At 60.0% G+C, this 21,185-nt stretch carries 19 protein-coding genes; 2 read left to right on the forward strand and 17 right to left on the reverse strand.

From position 1 onward, the window contains the following. Positions 1-2 precede the first annotated feature (2 nt). The 4 genes from frr to rpsB all read right to left on the reverse strand — a co-directional run bounded on the left by frr (position 3) and on the right by rpsB (position 3,356). Positions 3-560 (reverse strand): ribosome recycling factor, encoded by a 558-nt coding sequence (frr, locus tag IM764_RS09020; RefSeq protein ID WP_194187594.1) that lies wholly within the window; start codon positions 558-560, stop codon positions 3-5. A gap of 57 nt (positions 561-617) precedes the next feature. Beyond that, positions 618-1,304: a UMP kinase gene (gene pyrH / locus IM764_RS09025; protein WP_228073698.1), complete on the reverse strand. Its 687-nt coding sequence runs from the start codon at positions 1,302-1,304 to the stop codon at positions 618-620. A gap of 271 nt (positions 1,305-1,575) precedes the next feature. Continuing rightward, the gene (gene tsf, locus IM764_RS09030; protein WP_194187596.1) at positions 1,576-2,394 is read right to left on the reverse strand and encodes a translation elongation factor Ts; all 819 of its coding nucleotides are present in this window, start codon (positions 2,392-2,394) and stop codon (positions 1,576-1,578) included. 128 nt (positions 2,395-2,522) lie between these two features. Beyond that, positions 2,523-3,356, reverse strand: a complete 834-nt coding sequence (gene rpsB / locus IM764_RS09035; protein WP_099297095.1) for a 30S ribosomal protein S2 — start codon at positions 3,354-3,356, stop codon at positions 2,523-2,525. A gap of 453 nt (positions 3,357-3,809) precedes the next feature. Here rpsB and IM764_RS09040 point away from each other — a divergent pair, with 453 nt between their 5' ends. Beyond that, positions 3,810-4,427: a M23 family metallopeptidase gene (locus tag IM764_RS09040; RefSeq protein WP_228073686.1), complete on the forward strand. Its 618-nt coding sequence runs from the start codon at positions 3,810-3,812 to the stop codon at positions 4,425-4,427. Positions 4,428-4,438: 11 nt separating this feature from the next. On the opposite strand, the gene IM764_RS09045 is transcribed toward IM764_RS09040, so the two are convergent. The 12 genes from IM764_RS09045 to betT form a co-directional block, all read right to left on the reverse strand. Next, positions 4,439-5,431 (reverse strand): tyrosine recombinase XerC, encoded by a 993-nt coding sequence (locus IM764_RS09045; protein ID WP_228073687.1) that lies wholly within the window; start codon positions 5,429-5,431, stop codon positions 4,439-4,441. A gap of 27 nt (positions 5,432-5,458) precedes the next feature. Beyond that, positions 5,459-6,727, reverse strand: coding sequence for a DNA-processing protein DprA (dprA, locus tag IM764_RS09050; protein ID WP_194187597.1), 1,269 nt, complete (start codon positions 6,725-6,727; stop codon positions 5,459-5,461). Beyond that, positions 6,714-8,369, reverse strand: coding sequence for a YifB family Mg chelatase-like AAA ATPase (locus IM764_RS09055; protein ID WP_099297101.1), 1,656 nt, complete (start codon positions 8,367-8,369; stop codon positions 6,714-6,716). Before IM764_RS09055 ends, dprA begins: the two co-directional genes overlap by 14 nt. A 3-nt stretch (positions 8,370-8,372) precedes the next feature. After that, positions 8,373-8,747 (reverse strand): YraN family protein, encoded by a 375-nt coding sequence (locus IM764_RS09060; RefSeq protein WP_099297103.1) that lies wholly within the window; start codon positions 8,745-8,747, stop codon positions 8,373-8,375. 117 nt (positions 8,748-8,864) lie between these two features. Continuing rightward, complete coding sequence (locus IM764_RS09065) at positions 8,865-9,173, reverse strand: DUF2469 domain-containing protein (protein WP_099297575.1); 309 nt, start codon at positions 9,171-9,173, stop codon at positions 8,865-8,867. 75 nt (positions 9,174-9,248) lie between these two features. Next, positions 9,249-9,884 carry a ribonuclease HII gene (locus IM764_RS09070; RefSeq protein WP_194187612.1) on the reverse strand — a complete coding sequence of 212 codons (636 nt, stop codon included), beginning with the start codon at positions 9,882-9,884 and terminating at the stop codon, positions 9,249-9,251. A gap of 75 nt (positions 9,885-9,959) precedes the next feature. Beyond that, positions 9,960-10,694 (reverse strand): signal peptidase I, encoded by a 735-nt coding sequence (lepB, locus tag IM764_RS09075; protein WP_099297577.1) that lies wholly within the window; start codon positions 10,692-10,694, stop codon positions 9,960-9,962. Between the two features lie 261 nt (positions 10,695-10,955). Beyond that, positions 10,956-11,297, reverse strand: a complete 342-nt coding sequence (gene rplS / locus IM764_RS09080) for a 50S ribosomal protein L19 (protein ID WP_099297107.1) — start codon at positions 11,295-11,297, stop codon at positions 10,956-10,958. A gap of 139 nt (positions 11,298-11,436) precedes the next feature. Beyond that, positions 11,437-13,830 (reverse strand): Tex family protein, encoded by a 2,394-nt coding sequence (locus tag IM764_RS09085; RefSeq protein WP_194187598.1) that lies wholly within the window; start codon positions 13,828-13,830, stop codon positions 11,437-11,439. 30 nt (positions 13,831-13,860) lie between these two features. Next, positions 13,861-14,268, reverse strand: coding sequence for a hypothetical protein (locus tag IM764_RS09090; RefSeq protein ID WP_194187599.1), 408 nt, complete (start codon positions 14,266-14,268; stop codon positions 13,861-13,863). A 12-nt stretch (positions 14,269-14,280) separates the two neighbouring features. Further along, positions 14,281-15,813 (reverse strand): aldehyde dehydrogenase family protein, encoded by a 1,533-nt coding sequence (locus IM764_RS09095; RefSeq protein ID WP_099297579.1) that lies wholly within the window; start codon positions 15,811-15,813, stop codon positions 14,281-14,283. 181 nt (positions 15,814-15,994) lie between these two features. Then, on the reverse strand, positions 15,995-18,181 hold the full coding sequence (gene betT, locus IM764_RS09100) for a choline BCCT transporter BetT (RefSeq protein ID WP_099297113.1): 2,187 nt from the start codon (positions 18,179-18,181) through the stop codon (positions 15,995-15,997). A gap of 332 nt (positions 18,182-18,513) precedes the next feature. On the opposite strand from betT, the gene betA reads away from it, so the two are divergent. Beyond that, positions 18,514-20,301 (forward strand): choline dehydrogenase, encoded by a 1,788-nt coding sequence (betA, locus tag IM764_RS09105; protein ID WP_194187600.1) that lies wholly within the window; start codon positions 18,514-18,516, stop codon positions 20,299-20,301. A 3-nt stretch (positions 20,302-20,304) separates the two neighbouring features. Here the strand turns inward: betA and trmD are convergent, their stop codons facing one another. Continuing rightward, positions 20,305-21,171, reverse strand: coding sequence for a tRNA (guanosine(37)-N1)-methyltransferase TrmD (trmD, locus tag IM764_RS09110; protein WP_194187601.1), 867 nt, complete (start codon positions 21,169-21,171; stop codon positions 20,305-20,307). Positions 21,172-21,185: the final 14 nt, after the last annotated feature.

Below are 21,185 nucleotides of genomic sequence, written 5' to 3' on the forward strand. Positions count from 1 at the left end.
GATTAGACCTCCATTAGCTCCTTTTCCTTGTGTTCAACCAAGGAATCAACGTGGGCGACGTACGTCTGGGTGACCTTGTCTAGCTCCTTTTCGGCAGCCTTGACTTCGTCTTCGCCAGCTTCGCCGTCCTTTTGGATCTTGGCCAGCTGCTCCATGCCCTTGCGGCGGATGTTACGGATGGCGATCTTGCCGTCCTCGCCCTTGGACTTAGCCAGCTTGGTCAGGTCACGACGACGCTCTTCCGTCAGCTGCGGGATGGTAACGCGCAAAACTTGGCCGTCGTTGGTGGGGTTGACGCCCAGATCCGAATTGCGGATGGCGTTTTCGATCAGGCCCATGGAGGAGGCCTCGTATGGCTTGATCAGCAGCATGCGGGGCTCGGGAACGCTGATGGTGGCCATCTGCGTAATTGGGGTCATGGACCCGTAGTACTCCGCGTGGACACCGTTGAACATCGCGGGGTTGGCACGACCGGTACGGATCGTGGTCATATCCTCGCGAGCGTGTTCCACGGAGTTGGACATGCGCTCTTCGGACTCGAGCAAAACGTCATCAATCATGTGTATGAATCTACCAGTTGAGCTCGAGGGTGGTGGTGAAGGCGTGCCGTGGGCGGTTTAGGACTCCACCAGCGTGCCGATGCGCTCGCCGGATACTGCGCGGGCGATGTTGCCTTCGGTCAGCAAGTTGAACACCAGGATTGGCATGTTGTTGTCCATGCACAGGGAGAATGCAGTGGCATCCGCTACCTTCAGACCCTTTTCGATGACCTCGCGCGGGGTGATCTCGCGGAACAGTTCTGCATCTGGGTTGGTGCGGGGATCATCGGAGTACACGCCGTCTACACCCTTGGCCATCAGCAACACGTCGCAGCCGATCTCCAGAGCGCGTTGTGCTGCGGTAGTGTCCGTGGAGAAGTACGGCATGCCCATGCCTGCACCGAAGATGACCACGCGACCCTTCTCCAAGTGGCGGTCCGCGCGCAGCGGTAGGTAGGGCTCTGCCACCTGAGTCATCTGGATAGCGGTCTGCACGCGGCAATCCACGCCCTCCTGCTCGAGGAAGTCCTGCAGCGCCAGGCAGTTCATTACGGTGCCGAGCATGCCCATGTAGTCCGAACGGGAACGATCTAGGCCACGCTGCTGCAACTGGGCACCGCGGAAGAAGTTTCCGCCGCCGATAACCACGGCCACTTCCACGCCAGTCTTCGAAACTTCAGCGATCTGTCGCGCGACATTCTGCACCACGTCAGGATCGATGCCTACGTTACCGCCGCCGAACATCTCACCACCCAGCTTGAGCATTACTCGCTTGTACGCAGTGCGGTCATTGTTGCTTGTCACGCGGATGTCTCCTAGGTGTGAGAGTGGTTGAGCAAGAGCAGTATGAATATCAGAATTGCTGCGCATATCTGAGGTCTTTATCCGGTTGCCTAGCCTACCGTGGGCACCTGCAGATGTGCGAAGAAGCCACCCAAACATGGGAAAAGCCGGCGAGGACAACGGTGCGTTGTCTTCGCCGGCATTTCTACTGCCTACCGCGTAAAGCGGGCAGTGGCCTGAGCTATGCGCTCAATTAGGCCTGTCCAACCTCAAAGCGCTGGAAGCCGGTCAGCTGGATGCCAGCCTCTTCAGCAACCTGCTTGACGGTCTTCTTGGACTCGGTCACAGAAGGCTGCTCCAGCAGAACAGCATCCTTGAAGAAGCCCTTGACGCGACCCTCAACGATGTTTGGCAGTGCCTTTTCTGGCTTGCCCTCTTCGCGAGCGGTAGCTTCAGCGATCTCGCGCTCCTTGGCAACGATCTCAGCTGGGACATCATCGATGCTCAGGTAACGCGCCTTCAGCGCAGCAACCTGCATTGCGGCAGCGCGTGCAGCCTCAGCGTTGTCACCGGTGTAAGCAACCAGAACGCCAACTGCTGGAGGCAGGTCAGCGGAACGGTGGTGCAGGTACACAGCAACGTTGTCGCCCTCGATGGTGACAGCGCGCTTGAGCTCCAGCTTCTCGCCAATCTTGGCGGACAGCTGCTGGAGTGCTTCGTTGGCGGTCTGACCGTCAACGTCAACGTTCTCCAGCTCCTCGCGGGAGTTTGCCTTTGCAGCAGCGGCAGCTTCAGCAACCTTGTTAGCAAAGTCGATGAACTCGGAGTTCTTTGCCACGAAGTCAGTCTCTGCGTTGACCTCGATCATGGTGTTTCCGGAAACAGCGATCAAGCCTTCGGAAGCGGAGCGCTCAGCGCGCTTGCCCACGTCCTTGGCACCCTTGATGCGCAGGATCTCGATGGCCTTGTCGAAGTCGCCGGTGGCTTCCTCGAGTGCCTTCTTGCAGTCCATCATGCCGGAGCCGGTGATTTCGCGGAGCTTCTTAACGTCTGCTGCGGTGTAGTTCGCCATGTGTGGCGTTCCTCCTTATTGGTGGAAAGGTCTAAGTGGCCGTATTAACAACAGCCTAAGTGAAGACGATCGCCCACGCCCGTTGGATACCGTCACGGCGTTCCATACGGGGTGGGCGAACGTTGGGCTTACTCTGCGGACTTGTCCTCAGAAGCTTCTGCTGCTGGAGCCTCGGAGGCAGGAGCCTCGGTGGACTCAGCTGCTGGAGCCTCGGTCTTGTCAGCGTTATCTGCATCGCCCGCTGCTTCCTTAGCTGCAGCTTCCTGGCGCTCAGCGCGAGCCGCGCGGCCAGCCTCTACTGCGGAGGAAATGACGGAGGTCAGCAGGTTTGCGGAGCGGATGGCATCGTCGTTACCCGGGATTGGGAAGTCAACCACGTCTGGGTCACAGTTGGTGTCCAGGATTGCCACCACGGGGATGTTGAGCTTGTGAGCCTCAGCAACCGCGATGTGCTCCTTGTTGGTGTCCACGATCCACAGTGCGGATGGCACCTTGGTCATGTCAGAGATGCCGCCCAGAACGCGCTCGAGCTTGTTACGCTCGCGGGTCAGCATCAGGATTTCCTTCTTGGTGCGACCCTGGTAGCCGTCCTCAGCAGCGTCCATTGCCTGGAGCTCCTTGAGGCGGTGCAGGCGCTTCGCCACGGTCTGGAAGTTGGTGAGCATGCCACCCAACCAGCGGTGGTTCACGTAAGGCATGCCCACGCGGTCAGCCTCAACCTGAACGGCTTCCTGTGCCTGCTTCTTGGTGCCCACGTAGAGCACGTTGCCGCCGTGGGCAACGGTCTCCTTGACGAATTCGTATGCTTCGTCGATGTAGGTCAGGGTTTGCTGCAAGTCAATGATGTAGATGCCGTTGCGGTCGGTGAAAATGAAACGCTTCATTTTCGGGTTCCAACGACGGGTCTGGTGACCGAAGTGGACACCGGCATCGAGCAGCTCGCGCATAGTAACAACAGCCATGGTGTTACAGGGGCAGTCTCGCTGGATCAGCGCTTCTGTATGAAGTGCTGCCCCTTCCTCGCTTTCAAAAGTCTAGGGTTCTTACGGTTTCTTCGCCTCACTCGCACTCATCCGGTTGTGGTTGAGGTTTGTGCGACGTCCTGGCAGACATCCTCAAGGCCGTGCCCAACCTGTGCCTCACGAGAAGTGAGGACCGTAGTGGTTGAACCATAATGTGAGGTCGTATTGCGTCTACGCGTAGTCAGCATGTTCGGCTTGGCAAGCGGTAATACGTCCCGCTTACTTTTCAGTTTGTTGTAGCCAAGTCTTGGCACACTGCTGCGCACAACTCTACCCCGACTTCCACTTCCTCAACAACTTCGTTGAGCAGCGTGTCTGTGGATAAAGTTCGTTATCCACAGGCTGGCGGAGTGGGTGGTTGTTCTTCATCTTTTCCGACGTCACATTTGTCTCATGAACTCTCACCCCTCCGGCACGCTCACCGTAACGCACCGCATGGCCGTTCGCTTCTGCGCTTTCCTCACCACACTCACACTGATCACCTTTCTGACCTGCTTCAACACCACTGTGGATGCCGCACAAGCTCCCCCACCACACCCGATTCCAGCCTCGGACGCGCCTACGATCTCTGCAACTCATCGTCTCCCCATCGCGCACGCCCCCTCGAGTGATCCAACCGACGCAGTTCTGCTTCCCGCGGAGATTCCAGACCAGAACTGGAATCGGGGCCACCGTGGCGTCGACTTAAAGGCCAACCCAGGCGACGCGGTGCTGGCCTCACGAGGAGGAACCGTCTACTACGCGGGGGTCGTGGTGGGAACGCCGACGATTTCGGTTCTGCATTCTGACGGACTTCGTACCACCTATCAGCCAGTTACCGCCACCGTTCGCAAAGGTCAGGCGGTGCGTCGAGGCGAACAGATCGGCACTGTGGCGGACGCTTCCCTACTTGGACAGCATGCGCGAAAGTCTCCTGGGCTTTCTTGGGGCGCGAAGATAGACGAGCGCTATATTGACCCGATGACGTTGCTGGGCACTCCCCATGTGCGGCTGTACCCGGACGAGCGGTGAGGGGGCGAGGGCTAGTCGTCTGCTCCACTGCGGGGGTGAGCTTGGCGGAAGACGGCCTGGAGTCTTTCGGTTCCCACGTGGGTGTAGATCTGGGTCGTGGCCATGCTGGAGTGTCCGAGAAGCTCTTGCACGGAACGCAGATCCGCCCCACCTTCCAGCACTGCAGTGGCCGTGGAGTGGCGGAAGCCGTGCGGGGAAAGCGTGGGACCACTGGCCTCAGAAGTGACGCGCTGGACCAGACTGCGTACTTGGCGTTGGTCGATACGGCCACCCCTCGAGCCGAGGAACAATGCTGGACCGCCCGTAGTGAGCAACTCCGGGCGCGCGTCCATCCACGCCGATAGCGCCTGAATCACTTGGGAGCCAAAGGGCACCACGCGAGTCTTGTTGCCCTTACCGGTCACGCGGAGGTAGCGGTTGTTCAGGTCAACGTCGGCCACGTCTGCGCTGACTAGTTCGCCGACGCGAATACCTGTGGCATAGAGCATTTCGAGGATCGCCCAGTCACGAATGGCGAGCGCTTTCTGGCGGGGATTCTTCGCATCTTCCGCCTCGTTGGCTTCGGATTTCGCACGTTCCCGAGCAGCATCCAGCAGTTCTTTAGCCTGGTCCACCCGCAGTACGCGTGGAAGATGGCGCTGCGGTTTCGGTGCCTTGAGCGAGGAAACAGGATTGGCCTCCACCAGTTCGCGGTGTGCCAAGAATCCGCCGAACCCCTTCAGTGAGGAGACCATGCGGGCGATGCTCGCGCGGCTGGCTTCGCTTTCCACTGCCCATCCCAGCACGTCACGGGCGTGCTCGAGGGTCAGCTCGGAGATCTGAGTCTTGCCCTCAAGAGCCGTCGATAGATCTTGGTGATAGGCGCGAATGGTGTTGTCCGAGCGCCCTAGCACCAGCTGCAGGTGTTCTTCGTAGTCCCGCATTGCTTGTCCCAGCGGCGAGTTCGGGTCGACTCGGCTTCGTTTCTCCTCCGCTGGGCTACCGGAGTTACCAGTGGGACTCATGTGGCCAATGATAGACCGGCCTCGCGCCTAGTCACGAACTTTGACCCACCGATCTCCCATTCTTCGCAAAAGTCCCCCTGCCTCTAGGTCTCTGACCAACTTCATCACCAGCACCCCGTCTAAACCCGTGTCTCGCTGAATCTCGGTCATACTGCCGCTGTCATCGTTCTCGATTCCCGCGGCGTCGAACACTGCGGTTTCTTGCCAACTCAACTTCGGTCCGGTTCCTCGCTGATCAAAACCACCTTCGGCCCCTCTCCCTTCGCCCCGATTATTCTCGCTTCCACCGGAAGTACAGACATCCAACTCCAGTTGCTTGCCAAGCGGTTCCACCGCGTCCAGGATGTCTTGGGATGTTATTGCCATCTGCGCTCTGCCCTCTTGGATACGCAACAACGTGCCTTGGCTCGCCGCTGTGTCCACTGGGCCTGGAACCGCAAGCGTGGGCTTGAGCATTGATTCGGCCCAGTTCATGGTGTTGATAGCCCCCGAGCGCACAGGTGCCTCCACCATGACTGTGCCCTTTCCCAGGGCTGCCGCTAGGCGGTTGCGCGTAAGAAACCGGTGACGAGCGGCACTCGTTCCCGGCGCGTACTCACTGACGATCAGCGATCCGGAATTCACCATGCGGGTAAATAACTCGTGGTTTTTCGCGGGGTAATTGACGTCCGCCCCACAGGCCATGACTGCCACCGTGTGGCTTCCCGCCTCCAGCGCGGCCATGTGCGCTTGCTTATCTATCCCATCTGCCCCTCCAGAGACCATGGTGTAGCCCTGCATACTCAGCTCCGTGGAGAACTGGTAGGCAACAGCGCGCCCATAGCGAGTGGCCGCGCGCGTGCCCACCACGGTGATGGAATGCTTCACCAGTTCCGCCAGGCTCGCCTCCCCGCGCACCCACACGGCAAACGGCGCCTCAGCTTGTCCCCTGACTCCCGCGTCTTTATCTGCCCCGGTTCCCATCATCCTCACGAAGGCATCCGTGAATTCCGTGGGCCATTCTTCCGAGTCCGAGGCCAGCAAGCGCATCCCCATCCGCTTGCTCCGCTCCTGGGTAGCACGTGGGTCAAAGTCATAGCGGTGCGCTGTCGCGTTAAGCAAAGACTCCGGCAGAGCTTCATCCCGGCGCAAAATCATCCCCGCCACCCGAATGGCATCTCCTGGGGTTTGATTCATCCGTCTCAGTTCCCACCCGTCCGGCCACAGAAGATCGAGCACATCCCGCCTACTGCCTTCCACCACGTGTCGCAGGTAGATCCACGCGAGTTCGGTGCGCTGATGTTCACTCAGAGTCATCGCTGTACATCTCCACTGCATCGAGAATCTCCGCTGCCCCCGGGCGCGTCTTGCCGTGCAAATCCGCCAGCGTCCAACTGACCCGCAGCGCTCTATCCACTCCGCGCTGCGAAAGCGTTCCTCGCCGCAGAAGATCCTGGAGCGCCCACATGCCCTCGTCCTCCGCCGGCGCATCCCTGCGCATGACCTTTCCCGGAATGTTCGCGTTGACGGCGTGCTTGTAGGTTCCTTCCTTATCGACGCCTGCCCATCGCGCTCGCGCCCGTCCATCTGCCTCCACCACGCGCTGCCTCACTGAGGCAGAACTCTCCTCCCCACCGGGGCGGAGAGACGCCAGCTTGTTACTTCGGGTTCGCGCGAAGATGTCGATTCGATCCCGCAGCGGACCGGAGAGTTTCGATTGATAGCGCGCACGAATCCCCGAGGCGCAGGTGCACTGTGTGTCGAACTCCGCTCCACACGGACACGGATTGGCCGCACACACTAATTGGAACTTCGCGGGAAACTTCCACGTTCTTTGCTGCCGGGTCAGCTCCACATACTGGGTCTCCATCGGTACGCGGAGGGTATCCACCACTGCTCGCGCCACTTCTGGGATTTCGTCGAGGAACAGCACTCCGTGATGAGCCAAGCTCACCGCGCCGGGTTTGGGGCGTGCACCACCCCCAATTAATCCTGCCTGAGTGACTGTGTGGTGAGGGGCGATAAAAGGGCGCCTGCCCAAGAAGATCTGGTGCATCTGGCTGTTGCCTCCGGCGATGGAGTGCAGCGCAGCGCTTTCCAACAACTCGTGGGTGGTCAACTCCGGCAAGATTCCCGGAAGGCGCTGAGCGAGCATCGACTTTCCCGTTCCCGGAGGGCCCAACAACATGAGGTTATGCCGCCCGGCTGCGGCCACTTCCAGTGCGCGACGAGCTTCCGGTTGAGAGGCGACGTCGGCCATGTCCGGTGCGTCATCAGTGTGTCCTCTCCAGCTGCTCGCGCTCCTATTTGGCTCTTGCGCGTGCATTCCCTCAGCGCCCTGTCTGTCAGTGCCCTGTCCGCCAACACCCTGACTGTTTGCATCCTGACCCATCAGTTGCGCGAACTCCCGCGCCTCCATCAGTCCCTCCCCTGAGCGCATCCAGCGCACCACGTCAACGAGTGCACCCGCCACCCAGATCCGCACATCCTGGACAAGCTCTGCCACGTGTGCCGCCTCGGCATAATTGGCTTCCGGCACAACCATGCAGCGGAATCCTCGCCTGCTGGCAGCCACCGCGCTGGGAAGCACACCAGAGACAGGACGCAGCCTTCCGTCCAGACCAAGCTCGCCCACCAGCACAGCGCTCTTGAGCCTCTCCTGCATCCCTGCCCTAGTGGTTCGCGCAGCCAACATCGCACAGACCATCGCCAAGTCATACCGAGCACCGTGCTTGGGCACTCCCGCGGGAGATAAGCTCATCACCACCTTTTGCCCCGGCCACTGCAAACCAGAGTTATTCAGCGCAGCCCGCACGCGATCCCGTGCCTGCACCACCGCCGCATCCCCCATGCCGATCACGCTGATGCCCGGCAAGCCCATTCCCAAGTCGCACTCGACTCGTACCGCCAGTCCCTCCAAACCTTCCAATGCCATAGCCCACGCGTATCCCACACCCATGGTTCACCACGCCCCCATCACGTGATCGCGCACGCCAGCAGGACCGATATCCATGACGTCGAAGCGCACGTGCGGCCTATGAGCACCCGCCGCATCAAGCTGCTTCCTGCGCTCAGACATCCAGTGCGTGGCTGCCAACGAGACCTTCCGCTGCTTCGTCACAGTCACCGCTTCCAGCCCAGTGCCGAAAAACGTTCGGGCCCGGTATTTCACCTCGATAAACGCAAGCACGTCGGCTCGCTGATTATCTGGTAGTGCCACTATGTCCAGTTCCCCATAGCGGCACGTGTAGTTTCTCTCCAGGATTGTCCAGCCCAAGGTTGTCAGATAGGCCACGGCCATATCCTCGCCTGCATTGCCCAGGTGTCTCGTTGTCATGCAGGCTACGGTGCACTACGGGCAGGAGCTTGGCGTCGGGAAAAAGGGGAACGAAAACAACAAAAGACCAGGAGGTTGTGGACAACCCCTGGCCTGTGGAAGAAAAGAAAAAGAACGCTAGTTCTCCGGAAGCTGCAGCTCCGGCTTGTCCAGCTCCTCAATGTTGACGTCCTTGTACGTGATCACGCGGACGTAGCGCACGAAGCGGGCAGGACGGTACATGTCCCAGACCCACGCATCGGACATGCGAACCTCGTAGTAGACCTCGCCGCCGGAATTACGCGGAATCAGCTCCACGGCATTAGCCAGGTAGAAACGGCGTTCGGTCTCCACCACATAGGAAAACTGGCTAACCACGTCGCGGTATTCGCGGTACATGGACAGCTCGACGTTTGCCTCGTAGTCGTCTAGCTCTTCAGCGCTCACTTGAGCCTCCACACCTTCTAAGAAAATCGCGCGCCACAGTACACGCCCAGGCGTGTCCCGCAGCTCAATCAGGCTTTACGTGCGCTGCTGCTCGTACTCAGCACGAGCCGCCGCCACATTTTTGTAAGTGTAACGGTGATGCGGGGTTCCGCCGTGGAGACTCACCGCGCGCATGTGATCCGCAGTGCCATATCCCTTGTGCCCTGCCAGTCCATAACCCGGGAATTCCGCGTCCATCTCCACCATCAGCCGGTTCCGCGAGACTTTGGCCAGCACACTCGCGGCACTGATGCACCGCGAGAGCTGATCGCCTTTGAGCATCGGCAAGTGCGGTTGCATCAGCCCCGGCACTTTCACCGCATCGGTCAGTACGTAGCCGGGAATGACATCGAGCACGGCCACCGCCCGGCGCATGCCGTCCACGTTGGCAGGCTGAATGCCTCGCCGATCAATCTCTGCGGCGGTCACGTGGATCACGGACCACGCCACAGCCTTGTCTTGAATAACCCCGAACAGCTGATCACGCTTTTTCGGCGAGAGCTTCTTCGAGTCCGTCAGAGAGTCCAACTCCGGAATCGAGCCCGACGGAAGAATGCAGGCCGCCATGGTGATCGGCCCACAGCACGCGCCACGCCCGGCTTCATCCACTCCCGCCACGGGCCCCAAGCCCGCCACGTCTAACGCGTGCTCCAGAGTGCGTGCATGCGACATCTCACGGACCTGCGGGCGCGCCGAGGTGGCTGGGTGTTCAGTAGATAACACGGGTTCGGCTTAAAAATTCAGCGCTTAAGCAGCCTGGTTGTCCACGGATTCCACGCGGCCAATGCGACTGACGGGCAGCACGATCGCCTCCACGCGTCCCACCACGTTGCTGACTGGCACCGTGCCCTGCAGCTCATCGCCCATGTGTCCGCGGGAATCCAGCGAGTTGGTGCGGTTATCGCCCATCATCCACAGGTGATCGTCCGGCACGGTCACGGGGCCGAAGTACTCTCCACCGCAAGCCTCTGAGCCCGTCGGAGAAGCAATGGGGAAGGCCGGAGGGTCATTGATGTACGGCTCATTGAGCAGCTTGCCGTCCACCATGATGCCCTTGTCCCCCTCCTGGCAATGCACCGTCTGCCCACCGGTGGCGATCACTCGCTTTACCAGCGTGTTCACGTCCGGCGCGACCAGGCCGATGAAGGTACCCGCGTTCTGGATGCCGCGGATGACCTTATTGGAGTTACGGGTGGAGACGTAGCTGCCGTTCCACGAATCGGGTCCTTCAAAGACAATCACGTCGCCCGGCTCGGGGCTTTCGTCGTCTCCGTAAGCAAGCTTGTTGACGAAGATGCGGTCTGGAGTACAGCCGTTGCAGCCATGCAGGGTTTGCTCCATGGACTCAGAGGGAATCAGGTACAAGCGCCCAACAAACGTGTTGAACGCACCGAGGAGCAGCAGCGTCACCACGATGATGATCGGCATTTCTACCCACCACGGGTAGGTCTTCTTTTCCTTCTTTTCCTTCTTGCGGGCCATGGCGGCACCGGTAGCGGCCTGTTGGCCGGTCGGATCGGAATCTTGAGCACGCTGTTCAGTCACAAGGTGACAGCGTACCAGCGGGAACTGTCACCTCTGGTGAGTCACGTGCTGTCCGTGTCTGTGTAGCGGTTGACGTGCGGTGTTCTTTTTCTCCGACGCCATACTCCGCCCCACGTCCCACGATGAGCCCAACACAAAACCCCCAACCGCAACCACGCGAGGTGGTGACGATGGGGGCTAGTGAGAAGAAGGGGAAGCTTAGCGCTTTTCCTTGATCTTGGCTGCCTTGCCGCGCAGGTTGCGCAGGTAGTACAGCTTCGCGCGACGAACCTTGCCGCGGGACAGAACATCGATGTGATCGATGTTTGGGGAGTGCACTGGGAAAGTACGCTCCACGCCGATGCCGAAGGACACCTTGCGGATGGTGAAGGTCTCGCGGATACCGGAGTTCTGACGACGGATAACAACGCCGCGGAACACCTGGATACGGGACTTGGTGCCCTCGATGACCTTGACGTGAACGTCGAGGGTATCGCCTGGGCGGAAATCTGGGATGTCGGAACGCAGCTGTGCTGCATCGACCTTGTCAAGAATATGCATGGATATAATCCTTCGTGCTCGTCTGGATAGAGGATCCTCGCGGCTTTTCACTCACTGGTGCGCCTACGGGTTCGTACCCACAACTGATTAACCCGAGTAGTATGCCAGTACCCAAGCTGATCAGGCAAATCTGACACGGCTACTTGCCAAACCCGGCCTTACGTAACGCGTCGGCCAAAGATCCGCCGCCAGCAGATGGTCGCGCACTCCCCTGCTGTTGTGGGCTCTTGCCGTTTCCGCGGCCGCCCGGATTGTTACCGCCTGGCTTCTTGCCGCTCTGTTTCCTGCCTCCCTGCTTCTTTCCTCCCTGGCCAGCACCCTGCTGTTCACCGGCACGCGAGTGGGATCGTTTGGAGTTGGCGTCAGCGGCAAGAACCAGCGACAAACCAATTCGGTTGCGCTGCACGTCAACGTCCACCACACGAACCTTGACGACCTGCCCCGAGGAGACAACCTCGTGGGGGTCTTTGACGAAGTTGGTGCTCATCTCGGAGACGTGGACTAGGCCATCCTGGTGCACGCCCACATCGACGAACGCTCCAAAGGCAGCCACATTGGTGACCGTTCCCTCGACGATCATGCCCGGAGTCAAGTCTGAAACCTTTTCCACGCCCTCGGTAAATGTCGCGGTCTTGAAGGTAGGGCGAGGGTCGCGACCGGGTTTGTCCAGCTCAGCCAGAACGTCCGTCACCGTCGGCACGCCGAATTGCTCATCGGCGAACTGCTGCGGCCGCAAGGTACTCAGCACGCGGGTGTTGCCGATGAGGGAATCCACGGACAGCCCGGACTCCTCGCTCATCCGACGCACCAGCGGGTATGCCTCTGGGTGCACAGCGGAGGCGTCCAAAGGATCCTTCGCGCCATGAATACGGAGGAATCCAGCGGACTGTTCGAAGGCTCGCGGTCCGAGACGAGGAACCTTGAGCAACTCCTTGCGAGAAGTGAACGCGCCGTTGTCATCGCGGTAGGCCACGATGTTGTCCGCCAGAGTCTGGGTGACTCCGGCCACGCGCTGCAGCAACTGGGCAGAAGCAGAATTAACGTCCACGCCCACGGAGTTCACGGCATCTTCCACCACCGAATCCAATCCCGCGCTGAGGAGATTCTGGTTCACGTCATGCTGGTACTGGCCCACGCCGATGGACTTCGGATCGATCTTGACCAGCTCGGCCAAGGGATCCTGCAGGCGGCGGGCAATCGAGACCGCGCCACGTAGAGAGACATCCATCTCCGGGAACTCGCGCGCCGCCACCTCCGATGCCGAGTACACCGATGCTCCCGACTCGGACACGATCACTGCTTGCGGCTTAGCGCCACCGGCCTGCGCAATCAGATCCGCGATCTCCCGCGCCAGCTTTTCTGTCTCGCGAGAAGCTGTGCCGTTGCCCACGGCCAACAGCTCCACACCATGCTTGGCAGTGAGCTCAGACAGCACGGTCCTAGCCTGATCCCACTTCGCCGCGCCTTGGTGCGGGTAGACGATGACGGTATCCAGCACCTTGCCCGTGGCATCCACCACGGCGCACTTCACGCCATTGCGGTAGCCGGGGTCCAGCCCCAGCGTCGCCCGTTGACCAGCCGGTGCTGCCAGCAGTAGATCTTTCAGGTTGCGGGAGAACACCTCCACGGCGCCTTCATCGGCACGCTCCTTGAGTCGCATGCGTACATCCACCGCGGAGCTGACGGCCAACTTGGTCCGCCATGCAAAGCGCACGCACTCCGCGCGGAATTTGTCTGCCACATCGCCTTGTGGCTCCAGCTCTGCGTCCCGCGCAATGAGCTGCTGGAAGTAGGCATTATCGGCATCCTCATCGGAGCCGTCACCAGCGGCAAAGTTCACGCGCAGCACGCCTTCGGTTTCACCTCGCAGCAGTGCCAAAATGCGGTGGCTGGGCAGCGCGGTGAACGGCTCCGAGAACTCAAAGTAGTCCCGGTACTTCGCACCTGCGTCCTCTTTCCCCTCGACTACTTCAGCGATGGCACTGCCCCGGGCGTAGAACTCGTCGCGGACACGGCCCACCACGTCCGCATCGGTGGCGATGTCCTCCACCACGATGTGCCGGGCGCCGGTGAGCACGGAGGTGGCGTCGGGAAAACCCTCCGTCACGAACTCGGCGGCCAATTCGGCCGGATCCACCGTGACTCCTGGGGCAACCAGCTGCTTGGCTAGAGGTTCCAGACCGGCCTCGCGGGCGATCGTCGCCTTGGTTCGGCGCTTGGTCTTGTACGGCAGGTAGAGATCTTCCAGGCGCGCCTTCGTGTCTACGCCGAGAATCTCCGCCCGTAGCTCGTCGGTGAGCTTGCCCTGCGCCTCGATGGCCTCGATGACCGTAGCCTTGCGGTCCTCGAGTTCTCGCAGGTAGTTCAGCCGGTGTTCCAACGTTCGCAGTTGGGTGTCATCCAACCCGCCGGTCTTTTCCTTGCGGTAGCGGGCGATGAAAGGCACCGTGTTTCCTTCATCCAACAGGGCGATCGCCGCCTTGACGTTGTTTTCTCCGACGCCAAGTTCGCGCGCAATAGTCTGGCTAATCATCTGGATCACTCTAATAAAGCGGGTGCGTGGCTAGTTCATTCGGCACGCAATGGGGATGCTCAGATCCGCTTTCTGCAGCTCAGCGCGGCGAGTGGAGCCGTACCACAGGCCCTGGGACCCGTCCGGTGCTTTCGGTAGCGCTTCTGCAATGGTCTGCGTGATATCCGCATCCGGCAAAGATTCCGGGGCGGTGGCTCCCACCACGATCCGATGCAAGCTCTCCGCGATGGGAGGGGCTTCGAATCGCTGCTGCCACTCGGTAACCAGCATGTTGTCCGGCTCGCACCCGGCGGCCACGTCTGCGATATGCACCTGGATGTCACACGCCCCGCGTTGACTCAGCGTTTCCGCGATCCTGCGTGCCACCGCATCAGTATCCGCGGCGCGCAGCAGCGCGTTGATATCGGCGAGCACGGGATGCGTGAGCTGCTGAGTCATTGCGGAATCGCCTTATCCCTTGAACTGCCCGGTCACTGCCGGGGACAGATTGGTGTAGACGTGCTTGTGCTCCTGGTATTCCGCCAAACCGGTGGGACCCAGCTCGCGTCCGTTGCCGGACTGCTTCATACCGCCCCACTCCGCCTGCGGCAGGTAAGGGTGGAAATCGTTGATCCACACGGTGCCGTGACGGAGCTTGCGCGCCACTCGCTCGGCCGTGCCCGCATCCGAAGTCCAGACGGCTCCAGCGAGCCCGTACTCCGTGTCGTTGGCAATGGCGACTGCCTCGTCCTCCGTGGAGAACGTCTCGATGGTCACCACTGGGCCGAAGGCCTCGTCATGCACACAATCCATGTCTTGGGTGCACTCGTCCAAGATCGTCGGCAAGTAGTACACCCCCGCAGTCAGATCGGTCTCGCCCGTTCCGTGGTCACCCTGATTGTCTTCCGCAGTAGGAATGCGGCCGCCCGTGGTGATCTTCGCGCCCTGTTCCTTTGCCTTTTCGACGTAAGCAACAATCTTTTCCCGATGTTCTTCGGAAATCAGAGGGCCTGTCTCCGCCACGGAATCGACGGGGCCACCCACCTTGATCTTGGCCGTGCGCTTGGTGAATTCCTCCACGAACTTGTCATGGATGGATTCCTCAACCACGATGCGGGAACCCGCGGAGCACACCTGACCGGAATGGAAAAACGCAGCAGACATGGCGTTATCTACGGCAGCGTCGAAGTTGGCGTCGGCAAAAATAACATTGGGGTTCTTGCCACCCAGCTCTAATGCTGTGCGCTTGACGGACTCTGCGGCGTTCTTCGCAATCAGACGGCCGGTGACCAGTCCGCCGGTAAAGGAAACCATGTCCACGTCTGGGTGCTGGCTCAGTGGATTACCGCAGCTAGCACCGGCGCCGGTGATCAGATTGCCCACGCCGTCCGGCAGTCCGGCTTCCTTGAGGATGCTCAGCAGCATCATGGCGGTGTGCGGGGTCAGCTCCGCCTGCTTGAGAACAAAGCTATTTCCGGCGGCCAAGGCGGGCGCGACCTTCCAGCTGACCTGCAGCAGCGGGTAGTTCCACGGGGTGATCAACGCGCAGACGCCCACGGGTTCGGCGTCGACACGAGAACGCACATCCGGGTTGCCAGGATCGACAACGCGGCCTGCCTCGTGCGAAGCCAACGTGCCGAAGTAGTCAAAAGCACCAGCGATATCGTCCATGTCCGCCTGCGACTCTTCGAGACGCTTGCCCGTATCTGCGGACTCGGCGGCGGCAAACGTGTCCTTGCGCTCGCGGATAATATCCGCGACCTTCAGCAACAACTTGCCGCGCTCCATCGCGGGAACCGACGACCAGACACCAGAATCGAAGGACTTGCGCGCAGCCTCGATCGCACGAATCGTGTCCTCCTCCCCCGCCTCAGAGACCGTTCCTACGGTGGAACCGTCTGCTGGATTGATGATGGTGCGGGATTCTGCCGACGCTGCGGGTTGCCACTTACCATCGATAAACAGAGTCGACGGAGTAGATCCGTCCGTGGCTCCGCGCAACATGTCGCACTGGGTGGGGTCAAACAAGGTAGTCAAGGTTGTCGAGCTCCTATAAATCTCTCAGAGGCGAAAAAATGCAACGGCAGAGTGTGGGCCAATGAGCCAATCGCCTCTGGTGCGGGTTTTGTCTGGATGCCAGCCTACGGAATCTGTTGGCGCTTCCGCGACGTGGCAGGACTGGCGGTTAGGCGTCCTCTGACCATTCGCGAGCGGGCTCCGAACCGTCCGTGATATCTGACGTTCCGGGCAGATCACGCTGAATGTGCAAGAACTCCAAGTGGCGTTCATAGAGGTCAAGCACATTATTGATCAGTTGATCTTGCGTGTAGCCAAACACGTCATATCCCAAAGAACCAGTGCGATCGAAGACCTCGAGGCGGTAATAAACCTCTCCATCGCTGGTGTTTCGCGTGAACGACGGCACAGGATGCTCCATCGGATAGACCTGGTAGCGGAAATCCTGCTCCTGATCCATATCTACCGTGAGATCCAGCTGCGATACTGGCAATCCAGAAACCGCGGAGCTGATAAGTACGGCCTTCAGTCCCTTGTTCTCCAGCTCTCTGGTGACCTGTTCCAACGCAGGTTGAGCCACAGCGTCTAGGTATTCCTGTGCTCGCTTACTGTGTGGCCACGTTGAGGCTCGGCTCAGGCGGTGGCGCCAACCCACATTCTGGGAACCCGAACCAGTTCGTCCGGAGATCGCGCCATGGAAGGAAATTGCCCGGGCGTTGGTGTGGTAATTCTCCAACCGGAACGAGCGGACCAGTCCCAACATCACGCCGTACATCACCACGGCAAATGGCAATCCCATCACCACGGTGGCGGATTGGACAGTGGTCACACCGTCCATTTGCAGAAGAACAATGGTCAGCACCCCCACCAGAACGGACCACAACATACGGGAGTACTTTCCGCCGTCCTGCCTACTATCCGTGATCTTCGACGTGAAGTTGGAAAGCACCAGCGCACCAGAATCGGCAGACGTGATGTACAGCAACAGGCCAACGAGTGTGGCCAAACCGATGAGGAAAGTCGCACCGGGGTAGGTGCTTAAAAGGTCATAGAAACCCTGTTCCGGGGCAGCCGCCGTGGTCTCTCCAAATGCGAAATCTCCGCCGTTGATGATGCGATCCAACGCGGAGTTTCCGAAGAAGCTCATCCACGCCAAGATGAAGAAAAACGGAATGGTCAGCACGCCCACCACGAACTGACGCAGTGAACGGCCACGGGAGATACGCGCCAAGAAAAGACCCACGAATGGTGCCCATGCCACCCACCAAGCCCAGAAGAATAGGGTCCAACCAGACATCCATTCCTTCACGGCGGCTTGATCCTCGACGAATGCAAAGGTTTCCATGGTCATGCCTGGGAAAGACGAGACATAGTCGCCGATATTCATCACGAAGGCGTCGAACAAAAACGCGGTCTTGCCTGTGGCAACGACCCACACCAGCAGACCCAGCGCCAGCACCACGTTGAGCTCACTGAGCAGCTTAATTCCCCTATCCACGCCCGAGACTGCAGAAATGGTGGCAACCACCACGGCGATGGCGACGAGGGCAATCTGCGCAGCTAGCGATTGCTCGATCCCGAACATGAGGCTGAGACCATAGTTCAACTGCACCACGCCGATACCCAGCGATGCCGTAATACCAAAGACCGTTCCCAACACCGCAGCAATATCGACGGTATCGCCGATAGGGCCATGAATGCGCTTGCCGAAAATAGGCGATAAAGCGCTGCGGATCGCCAACGGCATATTGAGGCGGTAGGCATAGTAGCCAAAAGCCATGCCCATCAGGGCATACATTGCCCAACCAGTGACACCGTAGTGGAACAGCGCCCACACCACGGCCTGCTCGGCGGCCGCCTGGGACTCCGGAGTGAGCTCAGGTGGGGCCAAGTACTGAGTGACGGGTTCCGCCACCGAGAAGAACATGAGATCCACGCCGATACCCGCGGCAAACAACATGGCCGCCCACGAGAACAAGCGGAACTGAGGGCGAGAATGATCCGGCCCCAGACGAATCGTGCCTGCCTTGGAGAACGCCACCCACAAGACAAAACCCACGACGATCGTGCTGGTCAAGATATAGAACCAACCCAGGTTGGTGGCGATCCAACCGGTCACCGTGGCCAACTGTTCGGCCGCAGAATCCTTGCCTATACCCGCGTAGAGCGTGACAGCCAACACGCCAGCTGCGGAAATGAGAAAGACCGGCCAATTAATGCGCGGGCTCTCCACGCTTCCCGGCAGGTATGGCTCCGAGCTTCCCACGTTGTACGACCCGATCACCACTTCTGGCTGGATCTGCTCTGACGCTCGTCTTTCGTCGGTGGGGTCGTGCGAGTTCTCTGAATTTTTCATCCAGTTATCTCCTCAAATGTCGTTCGCTGCAGACATGGTGCTTCCGCAGCTTTTACGTTCATGAAACGTCAATCTGGTCGAGTTGCGACCCACGTGCCTGGCGCCTGATTCACAAGGATTGACTGCCAACAACACGCAACGTTTTCACCCTACACAGGAGTGAAGTTGTCTTTTGATGCTTTAGATCAGTCCTCCAAACTTGCAGCCGAAGGCAGCATAGATCCACGTCAAAACGGCATTCTGGTAGCGTCGAGCCAAGAATGGCTCGGGCAAGACATGCCACACGAGCCGTCGCAGATCCGAATGAGAACCGACACAGAGAGGTCCTATATATGGCGTTCACAAGCGTTGTGCGTTCCCTATTTAATTCCAACGACACCGCGGGTGAGGTGGTGGAAGACCGCCGACGTGATGCGGTGATCGTGGGTGGCGGATCCGCCGGATCTGTGATGGCCAATCGATTGAGTGAGGATCCAGATCAGTCCGTGATGGTTCTGGAAGCTGGCCGCATGGATTCCATCTGGGATCTCTACATTCACATGCCGTCTGGGTTCTCTTTCCCCATCGGCAATAAGCACTACGACTGGATGTACGAGACCGAACCAGAGCCAGAGATGAACGGACGGCGCGTACCTCATGCGCGTGGCAAGGTTTTGGGTGGCTCCGGTTCCATCAACGGCATGATTTTCCAGCGTGGCAACCCCATGGATTACGAAAAGTGGGGCCAGCTTCCCGGCATGAGCAACTGGGATTATGCACACTGCCTGCCGTACTTCAACAAGATGGAAACCGCTAAGGGTGCAGATCCACAGGATCCTCGCCGCGGTCATGACGGCCCTCTGTACTTGAGCCGCGGACCGGCCACCACTCCCCTGTTCCAAGCGCTATTTAAGTCTGTGCAGCAAGCCGGCTACCACCTGACCAACGATGTCAATGGCTACCGCCAGGAGGGGTTCGCTCCATTCGACCGCAACATTAAGCACGGCTCTCGAGCCTCCTCTGCGCGTTCCTACCTGCACCCCGTTAAGGATCGGAAGAACCTCGATATCCGTACCAGGGCATTCACCACCCGCGTTCTGTTCGAGGGAACCAAGGCGGTTGGCGTCGAATACGAATGGAAGGGCAAGACCCACCGCGTGTTTGCGGACAAGGTCATCCTCTGCGGCGGTGCCATCAACACTCCACAGCTACTGCAGCTGTCCGGCGTGGGCCCACGTGAACTGCTGGAAGACCACGACATCGACGTGGTCAAGGACCTTCCAGGCGTGGGCGAGAACCTGCAAGATCACCTCGAGGTCTACATCCAGTACGAAGTGGATACCGAGTACTCTTCCCAGCCCTACCTGCACAAGTGGCGCTGGCCGCTGATGGGGCTGCAATGGTTGCTCACCAAGAAGGGACCGGTGGCCACCTCGCACTTCGAGGCGGGCGGCTTCGTTCGTTCCAATGACGACGAGGACTACCCGAACCTCATGTTCCACTTCCTGCCCATGGCCGTGCGCTACGACGGCACCCCAGCCAAGGTCAAGCACGGCTTCCAGTGGCACGTGGGACCAATGTTCTCGGACACCAAGGGCTGGGTACGCATCCAGTCCAAGGATCCGCACGTCAAGCCAAAGATGCTGTTCAACTACCTTCGCACGGAGCAGGACCGCCGCGAGTGGGTTGAGGCCGTACACAAGGCGCGCGAATTGATGGCCACCGATGCGATGGCTGAACACGGCACCAAGGAGTTCTCCCCAGGACCCGCCGTCCAGTCCGACGAAGAGATCTTGGAGTGGGTGCGCAACGACGGCGAAACCGCTCTGCACCCTTCCTGCACGGCGAAGATGGGTCCGGCAGAAGACGAGATGGCCGTGGTGGATCCTGAATCCATGCAAGTCCACGGCACTGAGGGCCTATACGTGGTGGACGCGTCCGTCATGCCGATCATCACCAACGGCAACATCTACGCGCCCACGATGATGCTGGCGGAGAAGGCAGCGGACCTGATCCGTGGCAAGCAGCCACTGGAGCCAAATAACGCCCCCTTCTACCAGGCCAAGAAGGATATGCCGCTATACGCCGAAGGCGAAGCAGCGCGCGATCACAAGCACGCCATCCCTGGCGCGGATCACTAGCGCCTAGTCCTCCGGCGAGCAGCCTGCTTCTAGGGCTTGCTCGTCGCGGGGGCTGAGTTCCCCGGCGGCTCGCAGCTGTTCCAGCAGCTCGGGCCGCCTTTGTGCTGTGCGTAGCAGCGCCTGATCCCGGCGCCACCGGTCCACCTTCTTGTGGTTGCCGCTCAGCAGCACCGGCGGCACCTCGTGCTCGCGCCACAGACGTGGCTTGGTGTAGCTGGGGCCTTCCAGCAGCCCATCTTGGAAGCTATCTTCCTGGTGGCTGGCTTGATTTCCCAGCACACCGGGGATGAGCCGGACCACGGCCTCGGCCATGACCAGCACCGCAACCTCCCCGCCGATGAGCACGTAATCGCCGATGGATACTTCCTCCACCCGGTACGTCCGCGCCGCTTCGTCCACCACACGCTGATCGATGCCCTCGTATCGGCCGCACGCGAACACCAGGTGGTCCTCCTGCGACCATCGTTCGGCCATGTCTTGGGTGAACGGAGTGCCCGCCGGGGTGGGCACGATCAACAGTGGGGTCTTGTTATTTTCGACGCCAGGTCGCTCATCCTTGGCGTCGGAAACGATAGACGAGGAAGCCGACGGACGGTGCGGGACCGAAGAGGTCAGATCTGCGGACTCAGCCGCTACCCCAGTACCGGCGGCCACGTCGTCCAACGCTGGCCCCCACACCTCTGGCTTCATGACCATTCCGGGGCCACCACCGTAGGGAGAATCGTCCACGGCTTGGTGAACGTCCTTGGTCCAGGAACGGAGATTATGCACCCCGACCTGCAAGATTTCGGACTCGATGGCTTTACCCAGCAGCGCGTGCCGGAGAGGCTCGAGGTACTCGGGGAAGATGGTGATGACGTCTAGGCGCACGGCTCTCAGCGTTC

The sequence above is a fragment of the Corynebacterium sp. ED61 genome (genome assembly GCF_015233855.1).
In the GTDB taxonomy this organism is placed as follows: domain Bacteria; phylum Actinomycetota; class Actinomycetes; order Mycobacteriales; family Mycobacteriaceae; genus Corynebacterium; species Corynebacterium dentalis.

What these genes read in the sequence shown, in the direction of transcription:
- frr (WP_194187594.1), bottom strand. Translation starts at nt 560, where the DNA reads ATGATTGATGACGTTTTGCTCGAGTCCGAAGAGCGCATGTCCAACTCC.
- pyrH (WP_228073698.1), bottom strand. Translation starts at nt 1,304, where the DNA reads ATGCTCAAGCTGGGTGGTGAGATGTTCGGCGGCGGTAACGTAGGCATC.
- tsf (WP_194187596.1), bottom strand. Translation starts at nt 2,394, where the DNA reads ATGGCGAACTACACCGCAGCAGACGTTAAGAAGCTCCGCGAAATCACC.
- rpsB (WP_099297095.1), bottom strand. Translation starts at nt 3,356, where the DNA reads ATGGCTGTTGTTACTATGCGCGAGCTGCTCGATGCCGGTGTCCACTTC.
- IM764_RS09040 (WP_228073686.1), top strand. Translation starts at nt 3,810, where the DNA reads ATGAACTCTCACCCCTCCGGCACGCTCACCGTAACGCACCGCATGGCC.
- IM764_RS09045 (WP_228073687.1), bottom strand. Translation starts at nt 5,431, where the DNA reads ATGAGTCCCACTGGTAACTCCGGTAGCCCAGCGGAGGAGAAACGAAGC.
- dprA (WP_194187597.1), bottom strand. Translation starts at nt 6,727, where the DNA reads ATGACTCTGAGTGAACATCAGCGCACCGAACTCGCGTGGATCTACCTG.
- IM764_RS09055 (WP_099297101.1), bottom strand. Translation starts at nt 8,369, where the DNA reads ATGGGTGTGGGATACGCGTGGGCTATGGCATTGGAAGGTTTGGAGGGA.
- IM764_RS09060 (WP_099297103.1), bottom strand. Translation starts at nt 8,747, where the DNA reads ATGACAACGAGACACCTGGGCAATGCAGGCGAGGATATGGCCGTGGCC.
- IM764_RS09070 (WP_194187612.1), bottom strand. Translation starts at nt 9,884, where the DNA reads ATGTCGCATGCACGCACTCTGGAGCACGCGTTAGACGTGGCGGGCTTG.
- lepB (WP_099297577.1), bottom strand. Translation starts at nt 10,694, where the DNA reads ATGGCCCGCAAGAAGGAAAAGAAGGAAAAGAAGACCTACCCGTGGTGG.
- rplS (WP_099297107.1), bottom strand. Translation starts at nt 11,297, where the DNA reads ATGCATATTCTTGACAAGGTCGATGCAGCACAGCTGCGTTCCGACATC.
- IM764_RS09085 (WP_194187598.1), bottom strand. Translation starts at nt 13,830, where the DNA reads ATGATTAGCCAGACTATTGCGCGCGAACTTGGCGTCGGAGAAAACAAC.
- IM764_RS09090 (WP_194187599.1), bottom strand. Translation starts at nt 14,268, where the DNA reads ATGACTCAGCAGCTCACGCATCCCGTGCTCGCCGATATCAACGCGCTG.
- IM764_RS09095 (WP_099297579.1), bottom strand. Translation starts at nt 15,813, where the DNA reads ATGTTGCGCGGAGCCACGGACGGATCTACTCCGTCGACTCTGTTTATC.
- betT (WP_099297113.1), bottom strand. Translation starts at nt 18,181, where the DNA reads ATGAAAAATTCAGAGAACTCGCACGACCCCACCGACGAAAGACGAGCG.
- betA (WP_194187600.1), top strand. Translation starts at nt 18,514, where the DNA reads ATGGCGTTCACAAGCGTTGTGCGTTCCCTATTTAATTCCAACGACACC.